Raw genomic sequence first — 21,650 nt, 5'->3', positions numbered from 1 at the left:
CCCGTGTCCCCTCCCGCCGAACCCGCCAGCGGCGCCAGACTTTGCGAAGCACATAACCGCCGCCGAAGATCCCGAGCAGCGTCAGCCAGCCGTGATCGTTGACGAGCCATTCACGAACCGCCCGGGCGCTTTGCTCCCGCGAATCCGCGTTATAAGCCAGCAGCAACGCCTTGACGACGGTTTCCCATCGCTCCTTCGCCCGGTCCAGGAAACTCACCGGGCCGGTGGTGATCGCCTCCACGCCGGAGGGCGTCGGGTCGAGGATGCTCCACCGATAAGCCTGGATATCCCTCGGCAGCAGGCCGGGCGGGAGGCGTTCCGGCAACGGCAACCCCGCGTCGGACGCCGGGACCAGCGCCTCGACCCAGGCATGGGCATGGTCTTCCCGAATGTCGTACCAGCCGTCCTCCCGGCTCTCCAAACCGCGATAGCCGAGCACCAGTTGGGCGGGAACGCCAATCGCGCGAAGCACCAGCGCCAGGGCGCTGGCGAATCGCTGGCAGTGGCCCGCCTTCACATTGAGAATGAAGTCTTCCACCGGATCGATGGTTTTGTCCAGCCGGACCAGATCCAGCGTGTATCGAAACTCCCCGGAATGGGCGAAATGATCACTGATCTCCCGAGACACAATCTCGTGGTATTTCGGGTCCAGTTCGTTGCTCACCGGGTCGCGGTTCTTGAGCGCCTCGGCGGGGATTTTTCCCTTTTCCACCAGCGTGCGGAGCAGCTTTTCCGCGTATTCCTTCAGCCGCCAAAGGGCGACGGGAACTTGGGCGAGGCCGTTCGGGGGGCCGATGATTCGCATCACCGGCGTGTGGTTGAAATCTTCCGGCGCCACCCAGGCCTGGAGGTATTGCCTGGTCACGCTCAGGCCGTCGAACGAGCCGTCCGGCCGCTGGTTCCAGCTTTGGGAAGAGGCTTCCCGCTGCGGCCGGCTCACCACCGGGCTGAATTCGCCCCCCCGCCAGGCGATCGGGTCGGCGAGCGGCTGGTTTCGCCCCATTTTGGAGCCGGTCATAAAGGTGAGATAAATGGTCTCCGGCCCGAAGTCCGGCAGGCGTTGATAGGGGTTGTTCGTGACGAATTCGGGCGCCTTCACCCGCTCGACCAGCTGGAAACGCATGTTCGTGTCCCGCTGCCAGCGCCCCTGATTGTAGTTTTGCAGGTGGGCCACCCGCCAGCGCAGGTCGCCGGGCAGGTCGAGGATCGGTTCTCCCTGGCGGTTCTCCGCCTTCACCTCAAAGACTTTTTCCCGGTTGACCTCAAGGGGGCCGGAACTGTTCATGTCCACCGCCCCCTCGCCGAGGCCGGTTGATTTCATCCGGTTGTTGAATCCCAACTGCCAGTTCTGGCCGGACCGGGGCGTCATCCAGAACAGGGGGACCGCCAGCAACCCGACCAGCGCGGCCCGGACAATCGCCGGCCACAGTTCCCGCCCGCGAGACCGCACCACGGAAACCCGCAGGGAAAGCTCCGAGCCAACCTCCCGGTAAATTTGAAACATGGCCAGCCCCCAGACGAAGCTGATGGCGTAGCCGATGAAGAACACCACAAACACGCCGTCCGAGGCCATCGCACACGCCAGCGACACCGAGACAAGGCCGAGGCCGTGCATCGTCCAATAATCTCCGGTGTGCTTGGGCCGAAAGAGTTTGGCGGGAATCAACACCAACACGACGGGGGCCAAGTATGGCAACGCGCTCGCGGGCCACGGCAGCATGTCCGTCAGCCCCGTGGGGGGCCGCACGAATTGAAAAAGCCCCCACAGCCCGAGGGTCACGGAGAGAAACAACCCGACGAGATTGGCGTCCCGCAGGTTGAGCTCAAACCGTCCCTCCATGACGTAGGCCGCGCCCAGCAACAAGAGGCTGAACACCGTGATAAACGGAAACTCCGGCAGCAAGTCGTACCCGGCCACCCCCACGCACAAAATGGCGAGGGTCAGCGAAACGTACAGACTGTTCCGGAAGGGGTTGATGGGTAGCATGTGGGTATTTTAGGCGCAACCGGCAAGTTGGACCCATGAAATGGAGATGACAAGAAGACAAAGGTCTCGCAAATTTTTCTGGCCGGCGCGATTGGCCGGTATTCACCCCAAGGAGCTTGTGAATTTTCCAGATTAGCGAGAGCCATGGTGTTGTGGCAGGCGCTGGTCCACAACCTTTGGCAAACCATCCGGTTGCCAAAGGCCCGAAAGCCGGGCTGGACATGGCGGGAGACATTGCGCGCCGAACCGGCGCCTGACCAACGAATGATCGGCCGGGGGCGAAAAGATCGCCCCGGCGAAATCAAAACCGCCTCACGATCTTGGAATAATTTCACAAGCTCGTTGGGGCAAAAACCATTGCCCGGCGAGAGTAAACGCGAGAATTGATGAGCGCCCGAATGATTTGTTAGCCCCCTTTCGGGTGGTTTGAGCAAAGTTCAAACCGTCGAGGCGGACAAATGTGGTGTTTTTCGGCGCAACGAACCGACAATGCTTTGCTGAAAACGGAAATCAAGCAGTCGCGTACAGGGCTTTCAGGCGATCCGTGGCGACGAAATCGCCGCGGCGTTCCATCGCCACCGCTTCGTCGCGGATGCCGTCGAAGCCTTCCCGCAGCGTTTTCAGAATCTTCAGGGCATCCTGAATCCGGGGAATTTCCGGCCGGGTCAGGCGGTTGACGATGAACTCGTACAGCCGGAGATAGTTCGTCCCCATCTCTTCGTTCACTTCAGTCTTGACGCCGGCCGCCAGGGCCGTGACCATCAATTGGGACTTGGACATCAGAGGGATCGCGCTGGTGTAATCACCCTCGCGGATCAACGGGATGGCCTGTTGCAACCGGGAGATGGCGCCGTCGTAGAGAGCCAGCAGAAGATCGATCCGGGTGGCCGCGACGGCCGCTTTTTTTGATGTTTGGTAAGGGTTCATGGCATCCTGTCTTTATTTGTACGAGAGCACACCGAACGAGGCCGCGATCTGGCTGCCCACGTTTTTCAATGTGCTGACACTTGTTTCCAAACCGGCGAACTGCTGGACGAGGGCGGCTTTCTTGTCGCTCATCGTCTGGTTCTCTTTGGTGATGGTCGTTTCAATCGTGGCCACACTCTGGTTGAAGCCATCGTCGATTGTCTTGAACCGCCCGCTGATCGGGTCCGTGTACTTGTCGAGAACCTGACTCAGCCGGGACGCCAGCCCCTGGGTGACGGTCAGATCGGACGTTGCCGTGCCGGCGCTCACTTGGTCTTCGGTGTAACTGGCCCGAATTTGCAACCCGGCGGTATTGGCATTATCGGGGTTCCCCGTCAAAACTTGCCCGCTTCCGCTGGCGGCTTCTGTTTTCCCCGCGACCGTGTACGATCCGGCCACGTTCGTGCCCACGCCGGAGATCGCGCCGGTGAACCCCAGCAGGGAGAGGCCGCTGCCGCCGGTGATTCCCACTTGGGAGGTGCTGCCGTAAAGCGTGGACATCAACCGCAGCCGACCCGAGTCGAGATCCGCGGTGACCGTGTTCGTCCCGTAGCGGCCGTTCAGTTGAGTTTGAAGAGCCGAGGCGAGCGAGGCCGGGGTGTAGCTCCCCGGAGCGAGGGTCAGGGTGGCCGGCGAAAGATTGTTGACCTGGATGTTGAACGTGTTGTTGGATGAATCAAGGGTCATGGACGCCGGCAGGGCCGTGCTGCCGAGAATGCTGGCCCGCGAGGCCGCCTGGGTGATGTTCACCTGATATGGCTGTCCGGCCGGGGTGGGCTTGGTTTTCGTTCCGCCGAGCAGGAAGTTCGTCCCCGAGTTGCTGGCGGTTCCGTTGAACGCGAAGAGACTTTTCACGTCGGCGGCCGACACGCCGTCCACCTGTCCGTTGATGGCGGCCGTGAGTTTGCTGGAATCGAAGGCGAGTTCGCCGTTGTCGTTGAACGTCAGGCCGATGGCGGACATCCGGTTGAGCTTCGGATTGGCCCCGTTGATCGCGGACCCGACCGCCGACGCCAGATCGTTCTTCAAATTGGTGATGTCGCGGTCGCCCAAGAACACGCCGGCGGTCTGTGTCGTGGTGTCGTAGGAGGACCGGTCGTTGATAAAGTCAATGGTCGTGTTGTAGGCCGTCACGAAATCGCCGATGGCCTTCGAGGCGGTGTCGCTGTCGGGCGCCACGTTGACCGTGAGCGTTTTCGTCGGGTCGGCCTTGGCCAGATTCAACGAAACGCCGGCGATCAGGTTGTCGACGCGATTGATCGCGCTGCCCACGGTGATCGCCCCGCTCCCGGTGCCGAGCGTGACTTGGGCATCCGCCGCGTTCTGCACCTGCCGTTCGGTCAGGTTCAGGCTCGCGCCGGTCCCGCCGGTGAGATTGTTGGTCACGGAGATGGTGTTGGCGGCCCCCGTCTTCGTGCCCGTCAGAAGCAGCCGGTAGCCGGAACTGTCGCCGACCACCGAAGCCCGCACATCCCCGGCGGCGTCGTTGATGGAATTCGCCAGCCCTTGCAGCGTGTTGTTCTTCGAGTCAACCGTGACGGTGATGGGGGTGCCGGCCCCGGACTGAATGGTCACCGTGCCCGTTTGAATATTCGTGCTTTGGTCGCTTAACTGCGAAGAAGCGACTTGGTTGGCCTGGGCTAGTTGATTGACGGTGATGTTGTAAGAACCGGCCACCGCCGAACTGGAACCGACCCCGGTGACGCTGGTGTCGTCCGACGAGGTGATCGTGCGCCCCTCGAAAGCTCCGCCGATGGAGCGGGCCAGCGAGCCAATCGACGATTGAATGTTGACCAGCGAACTGTTCAGGGCGGCAAAGATCGTTTGCTTGGAAGTAATGGTCGATTCTTGGGACTTGTAATTGTCGATCCGCTGCTGGTTGAGGGCGGTCAGGCCGGTGATGATCGTGCTGGTGTCGATGCCGCTGGCCAGACCCGTGAAATTGAGGCCCGAGGCGGCGCTGCTGCCACTGGTGCTGCTACTGGTGCTGCTCGAAATGGAAGACATCGGTGCGCCGCCCGGAGGATGGTGTTAGACCAATAATCGTTGATCCGGCAAGAAACTTGCCCGGAAACGCCAGAAAGGCGGGGCGTCGGTTTCCCGAGGCGCCCCGCCCGTTGGCTTCCGGATGATCGGAAGATCATCAATTTGCGAGAATATCGTCTGGCGGAGACATCGAAAACTCAATTCCCCGGCGGGCTGAAAAATATCGGGAGGTCACGGTCGGGCGACCTGATCCCCCGGATTTTTTAACCCCGCAGCAAGCTGGCCACCAAGCTCGTGAGCTGGTTGGCGTTGCCGAGCACGGTCGTGCCGGCTTGCAGTTGCGTTTGGGCCTTGGTGAAGTTGGCGATTTCGGAGGCGAAGTCCGTGTCCCGCACAACCGACTCGCTGGCCGTCGTGTTCTGGAGGCTCGTTTGCAGGTTGTTGGCGTTCGATTCCAGCGTGTTGGACTGGAAGGCGCCGATCCGGCCCCGCAGGTTGCTCACGTCGCTGATGGCCTGGTCGATCACCTTCAGGGATTCGGTCCCGTTGGCGGTGCTGATCTGGCTGAGGTTCGAGTACAGGCTGCTGGCCCCGGTCCCGAGGGAGGAGGTGTCCACTTTGTCGAACGAGAAGCTGACGCTCTGGCCGGCGTTGGCGCCGATTTGGAACTTCAGGGAGTTGTCCACCACGTTGACGTTGCCCAAACTGGCGCTGGCCGTGCTGGCCGAAGTGTACTTGTCGGCCCCGGTGGCGCTCAATGTGGCATCAAGCCCCACGGAGACGCTGAGGCCTTGGGCGACGCCGGAGGTCGCGGTCAGCGTGTTGCCGACGCCGGTGGCGGCGGTTCCGTTGATCGTGCCGACCACGTCGGTCCCGGCCGCGCTGGTGACCGAGGTGCCAAACCCGGTGGAGCCGGCGGCGACGGCGGTGTCGGAAACCACCGAAATCTTGGCGGCCGTGCCGAACTGGTTGCTGATCAGGCGGGTTTTGTTCCCGTTGACGGTGTCGATGTCGGCCGAGACGCCCGTCTGGTCCTTGTAGGAGTTGATCTTGTCCACAACTTGTTGCTGGCTCGACCCGGCCTTCAGTTGAATCTGGACACCGTTGACCGTGAGGTTTTCGTCCGCAGCCAGAGGGAGCGTCTGGGCGGCGGCGCTGGTGTGGGCCTTGGTGGCGGCCGCCGTCACGGCGATCGCATAGCTACCGGCTTGGGTGTCGGTCGTGGCTTTTTGCACGGTGACGGTCGAGGGAACCGTGGCCGTTCCGCTCACGCCGGCCGAGCCGTCGAGCAGTTTCTTGGACCCGAACTGCGTGGTGCTGGAAATCCGGTCCACCGAGGAAAGGATGTTCGTGATTTCAGCCTGGTTGGCGGCTTGGGCGTTGGCGTCGTTCACACCGGTGTTGGCGGAGTCGACGGCCAGCGAACGCACTTTGTTGAGCAGGCTGTTCATTTCGTTCAGGGCGCCTTCGCCGGTTTGAACGACGGCAACGGCCTTGTTCGTGTTGTCAGTCGCCGCTTGGAGGCCGGTGATCTGGGCCCGTTGTTGTTCGCTGATGACCAAGGCCGCGGGGCCGTCGGCGCCCTTGTTGATCTTCAAGCCGGTCGAGAGCCGTTCGAGCGAGGTGTTCAGGCTGGCGGCGGTCTTGTTGAGGTTGTTCTGAGCGGTCAGCGAGGCGGTGTTGTTGACAAGAGACAGACCCATGACTCAATTCTCCACTGTGTTGGTTTGTTTTTTCAGGGTTGCGACTGGCATCCCTTTGTTCTCAAAGCAGTTATCGAACCCGCTTTCGGAAATTTTGCCGTAATTCACCGCTGAAATTATCTAGCTTCTGCTTTTGTCACCTTCGGGCGCATATTTCATTCTCCGGCGCGAGTGACCGGCGATTGCTCCTCCCACAGGATAATTTTTCAGGCGGGAAAGAAATCAGGACGGGGACCGGGCCACGAGCCGAAATGAGAAGAACTTTTGAGAGCGAGCGGAAAGAATGAAGCGGTCGGCGATGAGAGTACTCCGCACGCTCCGCGTGCGGATGGGCTTGCCCGGTGGCCAGACGATGGAAACGGGCCAAAGCCCCGCCCGCACGCGGAGAGCTTGTGAAAAAATTGGCCGCCCGGATTTTTTCCGGAGTCAAATCATCCAGGGAACGGTGCGATCATCGATCCTGCGCGATCCTATGCGATGATTTTTCAGCCATCCTGACGGCTCGGAACGAGCCGTCGATTTTTTCACAAACTCGGAGCGTGCGGAGTACTCTCATCGCCGACTGCCTCATTCTTTTCGCTCGCTCTTAGCCACGGATGCAACACGGATTCGGATAAGAAAAAGACCAGATCAGAAGGATGAGGTTTTTGTCCGAATCCGTGTTCGATGGCTAAAAAGGTTTTCTCTTCTTCTTTCAACGACCGGAGACTCTACCCATGCCGATTCGCGCGAACTTGTTGTTGCTACTCGTCACGTCGCCGGTGTTTGCCCTTGATCCGGGGGAATTGATTCTCATCGTCAACAAGAACGAACCGGCATCGGCGGAACTGGCGGAGTATTACGCCAAGGTCCGAAACGTGCCGGCCGGGAACATCGTGACGCTGGATCTGCCCAAGGGCGAAAGCATCTCGCGTAGCGATTATGACAAGAAGTTGCTGATCCCGCTGCGGATGGAGTTGAAGGACCGCAAAGAGAAAGTCCGCTGTTTGGTGTGCATGTATGGCACGCCGCTGCGAGTCGGCAACGAAGACCCCAGCCCCGGCGAGAAGGAAGAACTGGCGAAACTGGCCCCGCAAATCAAGGAAGTGGAAGAGGCGATCAAAAAGTGCCGCGAGGAAATCGCCGCGTTGGAAAAGACCGCGAAGGACGACACCACCGGCAAAGATGCCCTGTTGAAGAAGGAGCGCGAACAGGAACTCAACACGCTCAACGGCAAACAAAACCGCCTGAACCGGCAGCGAAGCAACCTTTCCCATGCGGAAAGCACGGCCGCCGTCGATAGCGAACTGATGATGCTGTGGTTCGAGAAGTACGAGCTTCGCCGCTGGCAGCTCAACCTGAACCACTGGCAGGTCCCCGCGAAAGAGCGGGAGGGGAAGCCGCCGGTTCTGCTCGCCTGCCGGCTCGACGGCCCGGACCCCAAGATTGTGCGCCGAATGATCGACGACGCCATCGAAACCGAGAAGGCGGGCTTGAAGGGCAAGGTCTATGTGGACGCGCGCGGCATCGCCCTCGACTTGAAAGGCGACCCGCGAGGAACCGGCTACGGCGGCTACGACCAGTCGATGCGGGACATGGCGGCCTTGTTAAAGGACGCCGGGAAAATGGACGTGATCCTCGACGACAAAGACCCGGTGTTCCAGCCAAACACCTGCCCGGACACGGCCCTGTATTGCGGATGGTATTCACACGCGAAATTCGTGGACAGCGCGACCTTCGCCAAGGGGGCCGTCGCATGGCATCTCGCCAGTTCGGAGGCCGTCTCTCTGCGATCCGGGACGACGTTTTGGTGCCCCAACTTGCTGGCCAAGGGAGTGTGCGCCACCCTCGGCCCGGTGTCGGAGCCGTACACCATCGGCTTCCCGAAACCGGCCGAGTTCTTCGGTTTCCTGGCGACGGGACAATTCACGCTCGCGGAGAGTTACGGGAAGACGGTGTATTTCACAAGCTGGATGGGAACGCTGATCGGCGACCCGTTGTACAACCCGTTCAAGGCTACGCCGCGACTGAAGGAGTCTGATGTGTTTGTGAGTCCGAAGGGGGTACCGTCTCCATTCGGGAAACCATGAGCGGGGCGGGTTTCAGCGGGCGGCCCCAGACGATTTCCCGGAGATAGCCCCACGCGAAGCCGAGATGGATCGCCGGGAACACCAACGGTAGCCGCAGCAGCAAACCGGCGTTTTTCGTTTTCTTGGGTGGCGTCTCAAGGCGAACATCCGGGACGAGCATTTCTTCCCGGTCAATCAGTTTGCCGGTGGCCACTGTCGGCGGGACGTGCGTGGCCAGCCGCAACGATTCGCCGGTGACGAGCAGAACATATCCGGCGATTCCCGCCAGAACGAGCAGCCCGACCGGCCACCAGATGATTCCCGCGATACTGCCGACGATCAAACCAACGAGAGCCATAGGCAGGGCGAGGCTTGGCAGCGTGATCGACGAGCGGTCTTTGCGGGCCAGCCGCGCCCGGCCCTGACCGTAGCGCATCATTTGATAGCCGAGCGCTCGCAACGACCGCCGGGGTTGATAATCGACGGAGATCGTCGGCGTGAAGTAGCAATTGAACCCGGCCTGCCGCACACGGGTGTTGAAGTCCACGTCCTCGCAGGCATCGAACGATTCATCGAATAGCCCGACGCGGTCGAACACTTCCCGTCGATAGGCAACGGCGACATTGTCCGCCGGGACGAAGCGGGGTTGGTTGTCGAAGATCGCCGAATCGGGATTGTGCCCGAGCCACGACATTCGGGCGGCCGAGACGGCGCGTTGAAACGGCGTCAGCTTCCCGGCTTTCAAGGGTTGCGGCCGGCCGAGCGTGTCGGCCTCGCTGGTGTCGAAGGCTTCCACCAAGTTGGCCAGATAATCGGGGTTCTGGATTTCGCAATGCCCGTCGATGAGGACCAGAAAATCCCCGCGTGATTGTAGAACCGCAATGTTGCGGGCCGCGCTGGACAGGCGGCGGGAGTTGAAAAAAAGACGCACGTTGTCGTGGTGTGACTGATACTCACGGACCAAGTCCGGCGTGCCGTCTTCGGAATCACCATCGACAACGAGGATTTCAACATCCTCCGCCGGGAAGCGTTGATTGGTCAGGCCGTCGAGCGTGCGCCGCAGATGAGCCGCCTCGTTGCGAACCGGCACAATCACGGACACGCGGGGCGGGAAAGCGTTCCGTCCGAGGATCATGTGTTGGCCCTCCGTGGGTGCAAACCGACGAGTTTCCGGGCTGTTCGCCAAAGAGCGACCACGTCGGACCAGACGGTCCACGTTCGCATGTAATCACGGTCCAGCCGAACCTTGTCCCGCACATCGGAGACGGTGACATCCGGCGGCAAATGAACCTGCGCGTGGCCGGTGATCCCCGGCAGCACGGCCGAGCGAATGTCGTACTCATCCACTTGGGTGGCGAGCGTCGCGGCAATCTCCGGGCGTTCCGGCCGGGGGCCGACGAGGCTCATCTGCCCGCGCAGGACATTCACCAATTGCGGCAGTTCGTCAATATGGGCGGCCCGCAAAAACCGGCCGAACGGCGTCACGCGGGGATCGCCCGGCACGCACCACTTCGGCCCGGTGAGCCGGTCGCAATCGTGGTACATCGTGCGAAGTTTGTGGATCGTGAACACTCGGCCAAATTGGCCCACTCGTTGTTGCGAGTAGAATGCCGGGCCGCGTGAGGTGATCCGGGTGACGGCCGCGCACAACGCCACCAACGGGGCGGTGCCAATCAACAATGGCAGCGAGAGGGAGACATCCAAGGCGCGCTTGCCCCGCAGATGCCAGCGCGACCTCCGCGCGTTCCGGGCCGGCAACGCCTCCGCCGGCTCCGGCGGGAGAACGTGCGGCGTGATCCGCAGGACGGGAACTTCGGTGGTTGTCTCAGTGGCGTGCATCATGCTCCGACTGTCGTCGGGAACGACTAATGACCAGCGACCAGTGACCAATGACCAAACTTCGACAATCGATTTTGAAAACGGTTTGCCGGCCGCTTCTACTTGTCCGTTGTTTGGTCATTGGTCATTGGTCATTGGTCATTCATCATCCCCTCGGTCAATCCGTTAATTCCGAGGGCCTCCGGCCATCTCATTCCCCAAACGAGAGGCCAGTTCGGCCGCGAAAGTACGATATGGGTCGGTTTTGGTCAAGTCCGTCTCGTCCACGACGTTGACCACATAGAGCTTGTAGAGGACGGGCAATTGAAGCTGACGGCGGGCAAAGAACAGTCTGGGATAATCGGGCGCCTCCCATTGGCCGTCGGCAGACCATGCCCACCGCACCCGGACGGTTTCCGACACGGTGGCCGTCGTTTTCTGGAAATCCGCGACATAGAAAGCCACGGACCGTCCGTCGGGCAGGGGGATGTTTTCCTTGGTGACGGCCGATTTGAGTTTGTAACCGCTGCCGAGATAACAAACATCCGGCGTGTGGGCCGCGACGATCCCCGGAACGCCGGATGTCAGCGAGACAACCAGCGTGCGGTTCGTCCGCTGATGGGCAAACTGCCGGGACATGGTCTGCGTCTTCTTCGGCACATCGTTGGCATTGATGTGAAAAAACGCCCCTGGCTTCCAATCGCCAACCGGTTCCGTGACCTTTGAAAGCAGGTCTTCGCCCCCTTGGGCCAGCGTCGTCTCAGACCAACGGTGCGTCCACTTCCCATGAACCACACCGCCAACGGCGAGGAGAACAATGGCTCCGAGAAAATGAGGCATTCGCAACGTCATGTTGAATTCTCCTGATCGGCGAGAGACGAAAACGTCACTGCAAACATTCGTCCCGTGTCGCCCCGAGGAAGACAACGCCGAAGGCATCCGGCATCAGGCTGGCGATCTTTTCCTGCGCCCGCGACACATGAGCCAGACGGCTCTCGTATCGTTCCACCGTGAGGACCACCGCATCCGCGCTGCGGCCGGCGAGGGCCGTCTCGGCGACGGACAACACCGGGTGGGCGTTGACGATCACCGCATCAAACTGGTCGCGGAGTTGGCCGAGGCGCATCGCCAGCTTGTCCGCCGAGAGATGTTGCCGAACGTGATCCGTCCACGGTCCCGCCGGAAGAATGGCCATGCCATACGGGGTAACTTTCGCCGCTGTTGGGAGGTCGGCGGTTCCGGCCAGAAATTCGGTGAAGCCTGATTCGTTCGACACTTCAAAGAGATCATGCAGCGTCGGCGAACGGAGGTCGAAATCAACAAGGATCGTCCTCGCCCCGGCTCGCGCGAAGGAGAGGGCCAGTTCGCGGGACATGAAGGAATGCCCGTCGTCCGTCACGGCGCTGGTGACGAGAATCACTTTGCCGCCGCCACGGCCAAATTGGTGCATCAGGTTCGCTCTGGCTTTTTCGATGGCTTCTTCGGCCAAGGCCAGTTCAGGCGTCGGCTGGTCGGCGGTTGGGTTCACGGTCGGGATGGCCCCGAGGATCGGGCCAAGCGTGGCCTTTTGCACATCGGCCAGGCTCATCGCTCGTTTGACGCGAGATTCATAAGCCACCACCCCGAAGCCAACGAGCAGGAACCCGGCCAGCACGCCCCCGGCGGTGCCGATGAGTTGCTTCTTGATGTCCTTCTTCATCGGGGCGGCGGCCTTTTGGAAGCTCTGCACGCGGGACGGGGCCGCGAGTTCCAACCGCAGCAGGTTGGTCTTCTCCATCATGCCGCTGATGATTGCCGCCCGGCTGGTGGAATCGACCTTCGTGAAGTCTTTCACGCCTCCCTCGCCCAGCGGCAGGATGGAGGCCAGTTTCGCCTCGTATTCGCTGATCTCGGCGGTGGTCTTCTCATGCACGATCTTGGCGCCCACCAACTCGGCATCCATCTTTTCGCCTTCGGAATTGAGACGCCGGACGGTGTCATCCCGCATCGATTCGCGGTATTCCTCAACGCGGGCCTTCTTCATCTTCTCCCGCTCGGCCGTCTGGTCAGCGATCTTCTGACGAAGCTCGGCAATGCCCTTGTTGTTCGGGTCCGAGTTCAATTCCAGTTGGAAGTTGAGTTGCTTCTGCCATTGAGTGAGTTGCCGGGTGATGCTGGCAATGGCCATGTCGTTGTCCAGCGAGGCGACATAACCGGGGCCGGGGGCGGGGATTTCCGCATCCACGTTTTCGAGGCGCTTGGCGAGCCGAATCTTCTCCGCTTCGATTTGCTTGCGGCGAATATCGACGCTGTCCAGTTTCTCCCGCAATCGGGTGAGTTGGCTGGCCGCCAGCGTGGGGCCGACGCCGGGGAGGGATTCGGCCGGCTTGGGATCGCCCGCCTGGTCCTTGGGGTTGGCCGATTGCTTTTCCAAGTCGGTTTGCATTTTTCCGATGGCCGTTTCCATCGAGGTCAGCCGGGCCTGTTTGCGGGTTCGCTCGGCCTCGACAATCTCGCGGAAGAAGGCGTCGTGAATGGAGTTCACCACCATCGTGATGGCCTTCGGATCATCCCCGGAGAGCTTCGGCTTGATGAGTTCGCCGCCGTCCTGCAGGTCGATGACGAGCTCTTCTTCCAGAAACCGCACCGGATCCGGTTGTTCGCGGAGCATCGGCAACGCGGCAATCTCCGGGTCGCGGATGGCGGCGTTCAACACAAAATGGCTGCGCAACATGCCCGCCTGCGTTTTCAGATAACTGGCAAAATCGCTGCGCCCCTGCGGGTCTTCGTTGTAATAAATCCGGGGATCTTGCGGAGACACGCGGATGATGGAATACGTCGTGTATTTGGCGGGAATCGTTGAGTAAGCCGCCATCCCCAGCCCGCCTCCCAGAAGACCGCCGAGGAACAGCACGGTCATCCAACGGTAGCGGAGATACTCCAGCGGCTTCATCCCGCCGCCCCCCGCTGGCTCGGCGGGAGGTGCCTCCGGCATCCGCGACGGCACGCTGTACACGCGCGGCGAATCAGCCTCCACGGGGATCGCATCGGGGATAAAGTCGGGCAACCGGGTGGCTGGCAATGTCGTCGGTGTCATCTCTTGATTCTCCCCTGTTGCAATTTCACAAAGGCAACCTCACCCCCCGGCCCCCTCTCCTAAAAGAGAGGGGGAGAAAGGCAACCTCACCCCCCGGCCCCCTCTCCTGAAAGAGAGGGGGAGCAAGAGGGCGAAAGTCTCCATCAATAACTTCCCGTCTTCTCTGACCGGTTTTGTTCCCCCTCTCTTTCAGGAGAGGGGGTTAGGGGGTGAGGTTGCCTTTTGCAATTCCCCTCAAGACCCCGTCTGCGGCATCCGGATCACGCTCACGAACTTCGGCTTTCCGTTGGCGGGCTTCACCACCGGCGGGCTGTTGGGCGGCCTCGGGGTGAAACTTGGGGCGGCGCGTTTGGCGGTTTCGATCAGGAGATTTTTCAACACCCACAGTTCGGCGAGCAGCATGGCCAGGCCGACGGGCATCATCATCCAGCCGTTGAAATCATGGATGAAGTCCATCACTTTGGCTTTTTGATCGCTGTCGTGCAGCCAGACATGGGCGAGGCCGGTGGCCGAGATTCGCAGGATGTTGGTGGCCAAAGCGATCGGCACGGCGCTGAGAAGAACGATCCCGCGGACCATCCAGTGTCGTTCCATCATGAACACGGCCGCGATGGAAAAGGCGATGAACGTCATCAGCATCCGGAGGCCGCTACATGCCTCCACGACGTTAAGCGTGATATTTTCGATGAGGATGCGATTCCCCTCGGCGATGGCGGGCTGACCGCAACATCGCAGGAGAAACGTGCTGCACATCGTGGCGATGCGCTGAAGCTCGGCCCCCATCGCCCGCGAGAACTCATACGGCAACGGGACCATGAACACGAGGAACAACAGCGGTTGCCAGAACCGCCGGACACCGCCCCAACCGCCGGACAACATCACGGCCGAGGCGAGGGCCATGATGAGCGACAAGCCCTCCAGCGGCAGGAAACTCGTCCCCGCCCCGAAGAGTCGGCAAAACACGGAAACCGTCAGCCCGGCGAACCCAAGCAGGGGCCAAGGCTTGTAAATGATGTTGGGATTCGCCGGCTTGCGGAACAACAGCCAGAGGGAGAACAACGGAACCAGCAAACCGTGGGAATAGTCGGGGGAGGTGGTCCAGACATCGTACAGGTCGGCCAATGTGGGCCAATAAACCCAGCCAAGAACGGCGAGCAGCAAGATCGCCTTCGGCGTCGGCCACGCGGACTGACTCATGGGTTCCATCCCGGTTGAGAGGCGACGGACTCATTCCATCGCGGCTGATTCATTCCCATCGTGGGATTGGGAAAGCATCACAGGCGGGGGGGATATTACCCCGGCATGGGAAATCACGCAAGAGGACTTCGACGAGGAGAATTGGGGGGAGATCTTGGATTTGAGTTTTCAGTTTTCAGCAAAGACAGTTGCTTGTGTGGCGAGTCAGCCAAGGTAAATGTCTTCACTGAAAACTGAAATTCACATCTTCAGCTTGCCAAACATCACGACCGCCGCCGCCGAGGTGCCGAGGGCGACAACGAGGACGACGAGCCACATCATCCAGTCGAAACCCTTCTTGGGGGGTTCTTGCTGCCTGGGGGCGGGTCGGTTTCCCCCCATGCGGAGGTGCGGACGAGTGGCTGATGAGTCAGTCGCAGATTGGTAGGCCGCCGTCGGGGCGTTGGGGTCGTGGGCCATGCGGGCCTTCGCGGCATAGTCCACAGCTTCCGGATCGGGGCGGGAGGCCGTCGCGGGGGTCGGCGTGCTGGTGCCGACGGTTTGCCGCATGGCCTGATGGTTGGCCGAGTTCCCGGTCGGGGCGGGCGAAGGGAGCGGGGCCGGTTCGATGATGAGGTCGCGGAATTCCGGGTAGTGGTGCAAGCCCACAAATGGCGAGGTCTTGCTGCGGGCGGCCCGGATGTTCGAGGTGTCTCCGAGCAATCCTTCCTTCAACGCCCGGCGGATGCCGTCCACGCTCCCTTTTACGGTGTGCTTGACGCCCTCGTCGTCCAAATAGACGAGGTACCAAAGTTCCGTGGCCGGTTGCGCTTCGCCGTTGGCTTGCGAGGGGCGGATGCTCACCCCGGTGAGATCCTCAACGAATTCCTTGCAGGTGCCCGGTCGCTTGTCCGGGTCGCCGCTCATGGATCGGCGGATGGCCCAATCCACTCGCTCACTGATGGCCGGGTTCAATTCACGGGGGGAGGTCAGTTCGTTGCGAACCTTCCGCATCCAGCAATCCAGCGGCCCCACCCGGCCGAAGGGAACTTCGCCGGTGAGCATCGTGTAGAGGGTCGCCCCGAGACTGTAAATGTCCGACCGGACATCCACGTTCTTCGCGTTGCGGAATTGTTCCGGAGCCATGAAGTTCGGCGTGCCGAGTCCCCGGCCGGTTTTGGTCAGGTTCATCTCGTTTTCCTCGTCTTTGACGAGGCCGAGATCGGTCAGTTTGGCAACGCCATCCACCGTCAGCATGATGTTGTCCGGTTTTACGTCCCGGTGGATCATCTTCTGTTTGTGGGCACGATGCAAACCCTGGCACACTTGGGCGATAATACGAATCGCCAGTTCCTCGCTCATCGCCCCGTCGCGGTCAATGCGACTGCCAAGCGATTCGCCATCCACAAATTCCATCACGAGGAACGGATTGGAGCCGGTGCCGCAATATTCAATCCCGCGAACGACATTTGGATGATTGATGGCGGCGGCGGCCCGGAATTCTTGCTCAAACCGCTTGATAAGGACGGGATTTTTGGCCGTGCTGGCCGGCAGCACCTTGATGGCCACGAGTTCGCCGGTGAGACGGTGCCGGCCCTTGTAGACGGCCCCCATCCCCCCCTCGGCGATTTTCGCCAAGACATCGTAAGCGCCGAATTGCTGGGGAATCCCGGCTTTGGGGTCGAGATTGGTGTCGAGAGACATCCGGCACGTTCTCCTGCCCCCCCGACTCGGCGGAGGGAACGCCCCTTTGGGGGACGACGGGCACAAGGGTTATCATAACCCGGCGAGACTACTTATTCCCATCGTTTTATTGACCGTTTGCGAAATCCGAGACGGTCGCGAGCATTCGCGATTCATGTCGGGCGCAAAAGCCTGTCCGGGACGACCCCGCCCAAACACGGCACATCCCTTACATAGCACACAATCGGCCGGGTTGGCCAAATCCGCAGGCGCGCCATCATCAATCGTCATCACGGATGTCGTCACGGATCGGGCATGATTTTGCTTGTCAGATCGTCCGGTATTGGTCAAGATCACAAGATAGGGAAATCTGGCTGATTGCGGCGACCGCGAGCATTCCCGTCTTGGGGAAGTTGACGCATCCGCCAGAATATACCTTGGGGAATCACGTCGGCCGGAGTCGGGGGGAGGATCGGCAATGAGTGGTCTGGGCAAGATTTTGATCGTGCTGAATCTCCTGGCGGCCGGAGGCTTCATGTACTTCTCCATGGAGAACTGGAAGATCCGGCAGGAGCTGACGTACACTGATTTCCGCAATGAAGTCCAGATCCGCGGCATTCCCGTCGCCCCGCCTGATTCGCCCGGGGAACTTGACGCCGACCGCGTGGTGTTTATTTTTGGGGTAAATCCAAACACCAGTCTTGACTCTCTTTCCAAGGAAACGCTGAACAAGCTGATTCCCAAGGGAGACGAGACTTACGGCGGCGAAGCAGTCGCCGACCAGACGGCCGAGGTGAAGCGGCTTCACGCCAAGGTGGCGGCCCTCATTGCCGCCAACCCTGCGGACAAAGCGAAACAACTGAGAATACACACGTTGAACCTCACCCGCACCGGGGCCGAACGGGACGGCGTGATCGCGGTGTTCGACATGCTTGACCCGGCCAAGGCATCTTTTGCCCGCGCGGATCTGCCATATGTGGCCCGCACCTCCTCCCAAGTGGCGGCGTTAAAGGCCCTCGTCGAAATCGGCGGGTTGGGCGATCCGGCCACCATCACGCCGGCTGACACTCAAGCTTCCCGCATCAAGGGTGCTCGTGACAACGTGGCCCTGTTGATTCGCGGTGAAATCAGTCACGGGGCCGGTGGCTCCGGGGCCGATGCCGAGGAAAACGCCCGCAAACTGACCAACTCTGTCGTCGATGCCTTGAAGGACGGCGCCGGGGACGCGGCGAAGCAGAACTTGGCCGCCGCCGCCACCGGGGATGCGGAAGGTTTTAAACATCTGGCCGATCTCGCGGTGAACCCGCTGAAGACCAAGGCCGATGTGGAAGCCGCCCGAGCCAGCGTGCAAGAATTCGTCTTGGGTAAAACCATCACCGCCGCCGAGAAGACAGCCCTCACGGAAATTGTGAGTCTGATCGCCCCGGCCGGGCCGGTTACGCCGGAAAGCGTCGAAAAAGCGGCGACCGCCCTGCTGGACCAGAAATTTGAGGAAGCCGAGGCTCCGGCCGCCGCCGGGAAGTCCGCGACGAGCATCGTCGCCAATACCCCGATGGGGGAAAAAGCCCGCCGGATCGCCCATGTGCTTTACCACATCGACGCCCACCGGGCCTTCGATGCGACCGCCAAGGAAGCCCGCAACCAGTGGCACACCCGAGTGACCATGATCGTCGGCCTGACGGAATATGTGCGGACGGCCGAAGTTCAGGCGACCGAATACACCGAGGCCGCCAACCGCTTGCTGGCTGTCATCACCGAAGAGCAAAGCGTCTTCGAGAGTGAGTATCAGGCCCGCGTGCAACGCTGCTTGTTCCTGAATTCCCAGTTGATCTCCCTTGATGCCCAACTGAAACAACAAGTGGCCGTCACCGCCGAAAACGAGCGGCTTTACAACGAGCGGGTCACCGAGCGGGACAAACTGAAGGAAGAACTGGACAAGGCGCGGGAAGACTCCAAGGAATCGCTCGCCAGTCTCAAAAAGGCCCAGGCTGATTTGTTCAAAATTCAAAAAGAACTGCGGGATGCCCAGGAAGCCTTGTTGAGAATGGAAAAAGAACTGCGGCAACTGGAACTGGGCCGTTGAATCGGCGGTGTTGTCGGCCATTTGACCAAGAACGGGTCGGGCATTTTTGCCTGACAGACTTTGCCGGGCCAAAATGCCCGGCTCACTCACCAAGACGGCCTCGGCCATCCGGGGGGACATCGACATGGGCATGTTCGGCAAAATTCTCGTGATGTTCCACACCGTGCTCAGCCTCGGGATGCTGACATGGGCCGTCGGCGTGTACACGCAGCGGATCAACTGGAATTCGCCGAGCAAGGACGCCCCCGGTGTCTTTGACCGTCAGAAGGCGAAGACGGAAGACCTCAAAGATGCCATGAACCGGTCGTATTATCGGTGGACGGCCAATTACGGCAATGTCCTCCAGTTCGAGGTCGAGCGGTTCCCCCGGCGGGTGTTTTACACCAGCCAAATGAACCTCCTGCAGTACGGCTCGACCGTCAAGGGTGGCAAAAGCGACGAACCCGCCGTGCCCGCTGTGCAAGAACTGGTGCTCGATCCCCGGACAGGCTTTTTGGATGTGACCAAAGTGACCGGCCGCAAGCCAATCCCGGCCCCGAACGGCGGCAATGTCAGGAGCATTGTCGGCTATGAGGCGGCCATGAATCAGGCTTACAAAGACATCGCCGCTTCCCAAGCCAAGAACACCAAATTGCTGGCCGACCGCGACTTGGTGAACAATGAAATCACCGGCGTCACCAAACCGATGCTGGTGAAAGGGCTTCGCCAGCAGATCAATGAACAAAAACTGATTGAAGACGAGGCCGTCTCGGAAGTCGCTTATGTCAAAGGATTTACAACGATCCGAGAGGCCGAGTTCGGCCTGCTGAAGAAACGCCGTGACGCGCTGAGCAATCGGGAAAATGAGTTGAAGCAGATTAATAAATAAAGACAACCTCACGCCCGGCCATCCCCTGTCCCAAATGAGACGGGGAGCCAGAGCAGCCGGCGAAGACAGAAAGTAGCTGGCAGCGAAATTCACTCATTTGCTCCCCCGCTCTTTCAAGGAGAGGGGTGCCGGAGAATGATGTTGGATTTTCCCTTCTCCGGTCAGAGGCGGGATGATTTGACAGTTGGTCTTGACCAAAAATTGATTAAAGTTATACGGCACGTGGATCGGGGGATCCGCGTTCGTTGACTTGGAACGGGTAGTTTCATCACGGACAGACATTCGGGGGGAATGAACCAATGACCGCGTTCGGCAAAATCCTGGTATTCATGAACCTCCTGTTCAGCGTGGTGACAGGATTCCTGATCATCATGGTGTTCGACAAGCGAACCGACTGGAAAACCAAGTACGACAAGATGGAACGCCGGGCCGAGGCTGCGGAACTGTCGTACAAGGCCGAGAAGATGTCGCACGACAACGACTTGAAGCAAAAAGACTCCTCGTCCTCCAGCTTAGTGGTCGAAGTGGCCTCCCTCAAAGACAGGCTGTCGTCCTCCCAAGCCGATTCGGAGGCCAATCTGAAGAAGGCCCAGGAACAAGAAAAACTGGCATCCACATATCTTGTTGATTCCCAGAAGATTCAGGCTGAAATGGCCCAGGTCCGCGAGGAACGCCAGAGACTCATTGATGAGAAACAGGCGCAGCGGGTTGCCTTGGTGAAGGTCCAGCAGGAAGTGGACGATCAGCGAGTCAAATACGTCAACGCGGATTTGATGGCCAAGGCCCTTCAAAGCAAAAACACCAACCTGCTTCGGCAGCTTGAAGAACTGACCGTGAAACTGCGGGATGTGGAGCAAGGCAACACGGTGCTGGTCGGCGGATCGTCCAATTCAAACTCCGTGTTGAACCCGCCGCCGAAGGCCGCCCCGCCGGGGGTTCGCGGCCGCGTCACGGCCGTGGGCCGGGAGGGAACGTTCCTCGCCCAGATCAACGTCGGCAGCGATTCCGGAGTGACATCCGGAAACGTGCTGACCGTCTTCCGGGGGGACACTTATGTCGGCGATCTCACCATCACCGGCACGGAACCCAAGATCGCCGTTGGCAAGTTCGTCCCCGCGAAGCGAACCCTGGCCATCCAAGTCGATGATTCGGTGATCACCAGCTTTTCCAGCGTTTCTCAGTAATCCAGAGTCCGAGGAACCGGAGACTTCATCATGGCAAAAACAAAAGACAGCGGTCCGAAGCCGCGAAACGACGCCTATACGGGGCTGTTGGCGATCTCCTTCCTCTCGCTGGTCGGGGCGACGGTCCTGATGGCGATGGACGCCAGCGACTTGGGCACGCCACCCGCGCCGTTCAAGGTGGACGCGCCCGGCAGCACGCCGGGCAAATCCGGCGAGAGCTTTAAACGGACCGACACCAACAAGGTGGACACCACCCCGAACCCGGAGCCCAAGGCTCCGGAACCCAAGGCTGACCCGATGCCACCGATGCCGATGCCGGAACCCAAGGCCGACCCGAAGGGGGCCGTGCCGGAACCGAAGGCCATGTCCCAGCTCAAGCCGATGGATGTGGATGTGCCCGTCGTGGTGGTTCCTCCCCCGGCTGTCAAAACCGGGGCCAGCGAAGCGGCAGATGGCATTGAGGTTCCGAAGGTGTCGGCGCCGAAAGTGGTCGAGCCGTCCGAATTGCCGCCGGTCACGGTGAAGCCGTTCACCCCGCCGATGTGATTTTTTAGAAATCAACGTTTGCCAAACGCAAGAGGCCCGTGTGATCCGGTCGGATCACACGAGCCTCAAATTGTTCACAGATCATCTTCGGGCGCGGTGTCCGGCCTCAGTCATTCCACTTTTCCAGCGGAATTTTCTTGAGGCGGCTCAGATGTCGTTTCATCCGAATTTGGTGGTGAAGTGTGGCGGCCACAAAGGCCATTCCAACGATCACGAATGAAACTATTCCTACGATTACAAATTTCTCTAACACGACTACTACCTGCCTTGGGCAAATCAACCTGTCGTCTCTTTATTCTGACGGCGGGATCTGAATATTACATGAGAGACGCGTTTTCCGAAAAAACTTGCGAAGAAAAAACCAATCTTGGCCACAGATTGAACTCGGACGTGGACAAAAATCAAATCAAATGAAAGACAGATTAACATCAGGCTGATCTAATCGGCTGGTTATCATCCGTCTTTCTAATCATGTTCTCAGCATGTTTTGATTTTGTCGAATCCGTGTTCGATCCGTGGCCAAGAT

At 60.2% G+C, this 21,650-nt stretch carries 15 protein-coding genes; 5 read left to right on the top strand and 10 right to left on the bottom strand.

What is annotated here, in order from left to right:
- The 4 genes from BGIM_RS50395 to BGIM_RS0114630 form a co-directional block, all read right to left on the bottom strand.
- Window positions 1-1,987, bottom strand: a 1,987-nt coding sequence (locus BGIM_RS50395) for a transglutaminase family protein (RefSeq protein ID WP_193788979.1), incomplete at its 3' end; no start/stop codon positions are given.
- Window positions 1,988-2,497: 510 nt separating this feature from the next.
- The gene (locus BGIM_RS0114645; RefSeq protein ID WP_020470512.1) at window positions 2,498-2,914 is read right to left on the bottom strand and encodes a flagellar export chaperone FliS; all 417 of its coding nucleotides are present in this window, start codon (window positions 2,912-2,914) and stop codon (window positions 2,498-2,500) included.
- Between the two features lie 12 nt (window positions 2,915-2,926).
- The gene (gene fliD, locus BGIM_RS0114640) at window positions 2,927-4,960 is read right to left on the bottom strand and encodes a flagellar filament capping protein FliD (protein ID WP_020470511.1); all 2,034 of its coding nucleotides are present in this window, start codon (window positions 4,958-4,960) and stop codon (window positions 2,927-2,929) included.
- Window positions 4,961-5,202: 242 nt separating this feature from the next.
- Window positions 5,203-6,642: a flagellin N-terminal helical domain-containing protein gene (locus BGIM_RS0114630; protein WP_020470509.1), complete on the bottom strand. Its 1,440-nt coding sequence runs from the start codon at window positions 6,640-6,642 to the stop codon at window positions 5,203-5,205.
- Between the two features lie 716 nt (window positions 6,643-7,358).
- On the opposite strand from BGIM_RS0114630, the gene BGIM_RS0114620 reads away from it, so the two are divergent.
- The gene (locus tag BGIM_RS0114620; RefSeq protein ID WP_020470507.1) at window positions 7,359-8,711 is read left to right on the top strand and encodes a TIGR03790 family protein; all 1,353 of its coding nucleotides are present in this window, start codon (window positions 7,359-7,361) and stop codon (window positions 8,709-8,711) included.
- On the opposite strand, the gene BGIM_RS57485 is transcribed toward BGIM_RS0114620, so the two are convergent.
- From BGIM_RS57485 to BGIM_RS0114585, 6 genes are all read right to left on the bottom strand, one after another.
- Window positions 8,638-9,825 (bottom strand): glycosyltransferase family 2 protein, encoded by a 1,188-nt coding sequence (locus tag BGIM_RS57485; protein WP_020470506.1) that lies wholly within the window; start codon window positions 9,823-9,825, stop codon window positions 8,638-8,640. The two genes, BGIM_RS0114620 and BGIM_RS57485, sit on opposite strands and share 74 nt — an antisense overlap.
- Window positions 9,822-10,532 carry a sugar transferase gene (locus BGIM_RS0114610; RefSeq protein ID WP_020470505.1) on the bottom strand — a complete coding sequence of 237 codons (711 nt, stop codon included), beginning with the start codon at window positions 10,530-10,532 and terminating at the stop codon, window positions 9,822-9,824. The genes BGIM_RS57485 and BGIM_RS0114610 overlap by 4 nt, the downstream gene beginning before the upstream one ends.
- Before the next feature lie 162 nt (window positions 10,533-10,694).
- Entirely contained in the window at window positions 10,695-11,360 is a 666-nt protein-coding gene (locus BGIM_RS57480) for a hypothetical protein (protein ID WP_020470504.1), read from the bottom strand.
- A gap of 34 nt (window positions 11,361-11,394) precedes the next feature.
- A complete protein-coding gene (locus tag BGIM_RS0114600) occupies window positions 11,395-13,584 on the bottom strand; it encodes a tyrosine-protein kinase domain-containing protein (protein ID WP_020470503.1) in 2,190 nt (729 codons plus the stop codon).
- A 234-nt stretch (window positions 13,585-13,818) separates the two neighbouring features.
- Window positions 13,819-14,781, bottom strand: coding sequence for an exosortase/archaeosortase family protein (locus BGIM_RS50380; protein ID WP_020470502.1), 963 nt, complete (start codon window positions 14,779-14,781; stop codon window positions 13,819-13,821).
- 240 nt (window positions 14,782-15,021) lie between these two features.
- A complete protein-coding gene (locus BGIM_RS0114585; protein WP_020470500.1) occupies window positions 15,022-16,464 on the bottom strand; it encodes a serine/threonine protein kinase in 1,443 nt (480 codons plus the stop codon).
- A gap of 457 nt (window positions 16,465-16,921) precedes the next feature.
- On the opposite strand from BGIM_RS0114585, the gene BGIM_RS0114580 reads away from it, so the two are divergent.
- The 4 genes from BGIM_RS0114580 (at window position 16,922) to BGIM_RS0114560 (ending at window position 21,124) form a co-directional block, all read left to right on the top strand.
- The gene (locus BGIM_RS0114580) at window positions 16,922-18,526 is read left to right on the top strand and encodes a hypothetical protein (protein WP_020470499.1); all 1,605 of its coding nucleotides are present in this window, start codon (window positions 16,922-16,924) and stop codon (window positions 18,524-18,526) included.
- A gap of 73 nt (window positions 18,527-18,599) precedes the next feature.
- Window positions 18,600-19,394 carry a hypothetical protein gene (locus BGIM_RS0114575; protein WP_020470498.1) on the top strand — a complete coding sequence of 265 codons (795 nt, stop codon included), beginning with the start codon at window positions 18,600-18,602 and terminating at the stop codon, window positions 19,392-19,394.
- A gap of 299 nt (window positions 19,395-19,693) precedes the next feature.
- A complete protein-coding gene (locus tag BGIM_RS0114565; protein WP_020470497.1) occupies window positions 19,694-20,578 on the top strand; it encodes a hypothetical protein in 885 nt (294 codons plus the stop codon).
- A gap of 30 nt (window positions 20,579-20,608) precedes the next feature.
- Entirely contained in the window at window positions 20,609-21,124 is a 516-nt protein-coding gene (locus BGIM_RS0114560) for a hypothetical protein (RefSeq protein ID WP_020470496.1), read from the top strand.
- The last annotated feature ends 526 nt before the right edge of the window (window positions 21,125-21,650 follow it).

It is taken from the genome of Zavarzinella formosa DSM 19928, assembly GCF_000255705.1.
Taxonomy (GTDB): Bacteria; Planctomycetota; Planctomycetia; order Gemmatales; family Gemmataceae; genus Zavarzinella; species Zavarzinella formosa.
This window is presented reverse-complemented; position numbering and strand designations above follow the sequence as displayed.

Coding starts and splice junctions, on each gene's coding strand:
- BGIM_RS0114600 (WP_020470503.1), bottom strand. CDS start 13,584: ATGACACCGACGACATTGCCAGCCACCCGGTTGCCCGACTTTATCCCC.
- BGIM_RS0114565 (WP_020470497.1), top strand. CDS start 19,694: ATGACCGCGTTCGGCAAAATCCTGGTATTCATGAACCTCCTGTTCAGC.
- BGIM_RS0114620 (WP_020470507.1), top strand. CDS start 7,359: ATGCCGATTCGCGCGAACTTGTTGTTGCTACTCGTCACGTCGCCGGTG.
- BGIM_RS0114560 (WP_020470496.1), top strand. CDS start 20,609: ATGGCAAAAACAAAAGACAGCGGTCCGAAGCCGCGAAACGACGCCTAT.
- BGIM_RS0114580 (WP_020470499.1), top strand. CDS start 16,922: ATGAGTGGTCTGGGCAAGATTTTGATCGTGCTGAATCTCCTGGCGGCC.
- BGIM_RS0114575 (WP_020470498.1), top strand. CDS start 18,600: ATGCCCGGCTCACTCACCAAGACGGCCTCGGCCATCCGGGGGGACATC.
- BGIM_RS0114585 (WP_020470500.1), bottom strand. CDS start 16,464: ATGTCTCTCGACACCAATCTCGACCCCAAAGCCGGGATTCCCCAGCAA.
- BGIM_RS57485 (WP_020470506.1), bottom strand. CDS start 9,825: ATGATCCTCGGACGGAACGCTTTCCCGCCCCGCGTGTCCGTGATTGTG.
- BGIM_RS0114610 (WP_020470505.1), bottom strand. CDS start 10,532: ATGATGCACGCCACTGAGACAACCACCGAAGTTCCCGTCCTGCGGATC.
- BGIM_RS50380 (WP_020470502.1), bottom strand. CDS start 14,781: ATGAGTCAGTCCGCGTGGCCGACGCCGAAGGCGATCTTGCTGCTCGCC.
- BGIM_RS0114630 (WP_020470509.1), bottom strand. CDS start 6,642: ATGGGTCTGTCTCTTGTCAACAACACCGCCTCGCTGACCGCTCAGAAC.
- BGIM_RS57480 (WP_020470504.1), bottom strand. CDS start 11,360: ATGACGTTGCGAATGCCTCATTTTCTCGGAGCCATTGTTCTCCTCGCC.
- fliD (WP_020470511.1), bottom strand. CDS start 4,960: ATGTCTTCCATTTCGAGCAGCACCAGTAGCAGCACCAGTGGCAGCAGC.
- BGIM_RS0114645 (WP_020470512.1), bottom strand. CDS start 2,914: ATGAACCCTTACCAAACATCAAAAAAAGCGGCCGTCGCGGCCACCCGG.